This is a genomic window from Promineifilum sp. (SeqCode), assembly GCF_041918635.1.
In the GTDB taxonomy this organism is placed as follows: Bacteria; Chloroflexota; Anaerolineae; order Promineifilales; family Promineifilaceae; genus Promineifilum.
Genome location: NZ_JAYRVJ010000821.1, coordinates 1 through 2,369, shown reverse-complemented (window position 1 = coordinate 2,369; position 2,369 = coordinate 1). Strand labels below are relative to the sequence as shown.

Below are 2,369 nucleotides of genomic sequence, written 5' to 3'. Positions count from 1 at the left end.
GGTTTGACTACTTCACGGGCTACGTAACCCTGTAATTCATCGTAGTTCAACTCAGCCATCACTATGTGCACTCGAATCGTCTACCAGGCTAAAAAGGCTCCTCTGCCCATAGCCGGGTAATTTCCTGCAAGCCTCTTCGACATTCGTCACAGCCAGACGGTAATACTCTTCCAGCAATTCAATGCCGATTGAACTACGCCTCAACTGTGAGGCTGCAACGCACGCTGTGCCTTGCCCCATGAACGGGTCGAGCACAACGTCACCCTCTTTCGTAAACAGCTTGATGAACCATGTAGGAAGCTCCAGCGGAAACGTTGCGCTATGGTTCTTGTTGCTGGTCTCGGTAGCCATGTGCAACACATTGCTGGGATACGCCATGTCCCGCCCTACCCACTTAGACACATTCTTGCCAAAACCGCTTCCCACTCTTGAGTTGTCTCGTCGCTTGTCGGTTTCACTAAGGTTGCGTAAGCGGGATTCCGCCCACTTGCCCATCGGCACCATCACTGCTTCCTGGTACATGGCGAAACGTTTCTGCTTATTGAACTGCAATATCCTCTCCCAATTATCACGGAAGCGATTCGGCCACTTGCCGGGGTGCGAGTTCTTCTTGTGCCACATGAACTCCTCCGTCCATAGCCAGCCTAGTTCGCGCATCCGCATAATAAGTTGCAGCACGTAGGTGTGGCGTTCGCCCTCTACCACTTTCTCCTTAATGTTGAGGATGAATGTGCCTGTTGGCTTGAGCACACGCAGAAGTTCAGCGCCTATAGGCGTGAACCATTCAACGTAATGGTCAGGGTGTATTCCCCCATAGGTGGTCTTTCGTTGATCCGCGTAAGGCGGCGAAGTGACTACCAAATCAACGCAATTGTCCGGGATTTCTTTGAGCACATCCACACAATCGCCAAGCCACAGCGTTGAGGAGAAACTGCCACCCATAATCTCCGATTTCATAACCTGGATTATACTTTCGTCGGCCGTAGTAACAACGGTTGCTGGTACGACATAGAAGTACCAGAACGACAGCCGCTTGCTCTTTACACAGCCGCCCCACCCCGCTACACTACCGGGTCTCTGGGCGACCGGCCTGGAGATAGCCCTCTACCCACTGCCGCCCGCATCGAGACCGGGCCAAACACAACGCGCCGGGCGAACCGGCGTGCTATCACTGCCATGATCCTAATCGGACGCATTGAACGCCGCCTCGCCCTCCCCGGCGACGACGAGACGGTGCGCAAGCGCAAGGTCGTCGCCTTCTTCGCCGGGCTGGCCGGGGTCAACACGGCGCTGCTCTTCGCCGTGCTCTACTTTATCGGCGGCGCGCCGCTGCTGGGCTGGCTCTACGTCCTCACCGTCCTCCTGACCGGCGCGACCCTGTCCTATCTGCTGCTCCGGCCGCGGGCCTACTACGCCTGCGTGTTGATTACGGCCCTCTACGTCACCATCCACCCGTGGATCGTCGGCCTGGCCTCCGGCGGCTTCCGGTCGGGGCTGCTGCCCATGCTGTGGGCGCTGGTCGGGCCGGGGGCCAGTCTGCTGCTCATCGGCATTCGCCCGGCGCTGATCAACGCCGCCATCTACATCGTCCTGGCCGTCGTTTCCGTGGCTCTCGATCCGCTGGTCGCCGCCAACGCGCCGGACTTGCCCCAATGGATCCGGCTGTTCGCCAGCCTGCTCAGCGCCCTCGTGCCGGGCATGATGGTGCTGTTCATCAGCCTGTTCCTCTTTCGCCAGGTGGAGCGAGCGCGCCTCCAGGCTGACCGGCTGCTGCTCAACGTCTTGCCCGGGCCGGTGGCCGACCGGCTGCGGGCCGGCCCGGTCACCATCGCCGACGGCTACAGCGACGTGACGGTGCTGTTCGCCGACATCGTGGATTTCACGCGCATGAGCGCCACAGCCGACGCCGGCGAGGTGGTCTCGCTGCTCAACGCCATCTTCTCCGACTTCGACCAGCTGGCCGACCGCCACGGCCTGGAGAAGATCAAGACCATCGGCGACGCCTACATGGTCGTCGGCGGCCTGCCGGAGCCGCGGCCCGACCACACCGAGGCGGTGGCCGCCTTCGCCGTGGACATGCTGGACGTGCTGGAGCGCCACCGCTCGTGGAACGGGGAGCGCATCTGTGTGCGCATCGGCATCCACACCGGCCCCACCGTGGCCGGGGTCATCGGCCGGCGCAAGTTCATCTACGACCTGTGGGGCGACACGGTCAACACCGCCAGCCGCATGGAGTCCTATGGGCTGGCGAACGTCATCCAGGTGACGGCCGCCGTACGCGACAAGCTGGCCGGCCGCTACACCTTCGAGGAGCGCGGGCCATTTCCGGTGAAGGGCAAGGGGGAGATGACGACCTACTTGTTGCGACC

At 61.1% G+C, this 2,369-nt stretch carries 2 protein-coding genes; one reads left to right on the top strand and one right to left on the bottom strand.

Going from position 1 to position 2,369, the window contains the following annotated elements; all coding sequences use genetic code 11:
- Window positions 1-51: 51 nt before the first annotated feature.
- A complete protein-coding gene (locus tag ACE3UY_RS23315; protein WP_374689860.1) occupies window positions 52-957 on the bottom strand; it encodes a site-specific DNA-methyltransferase in 906 nt (301 codons plus the stop codon).
- 219 nt (window positions 958-1,176) lie between these two features.
- On the opposite strand from ACE3UY_RS23315, the gene ACE3UY_RS23310 reads away from it, so the two are divergent.
- Window positions 1,177-2,369, top strand: a 1,193-nt coding sequence (locus ACE3UY_RS23310; RefSeq protein ID WP_374689859.1) for an adenylate/guanylate cyclase domain-containing protein, incomplete at its 3' end; no start/stop codon positions are given.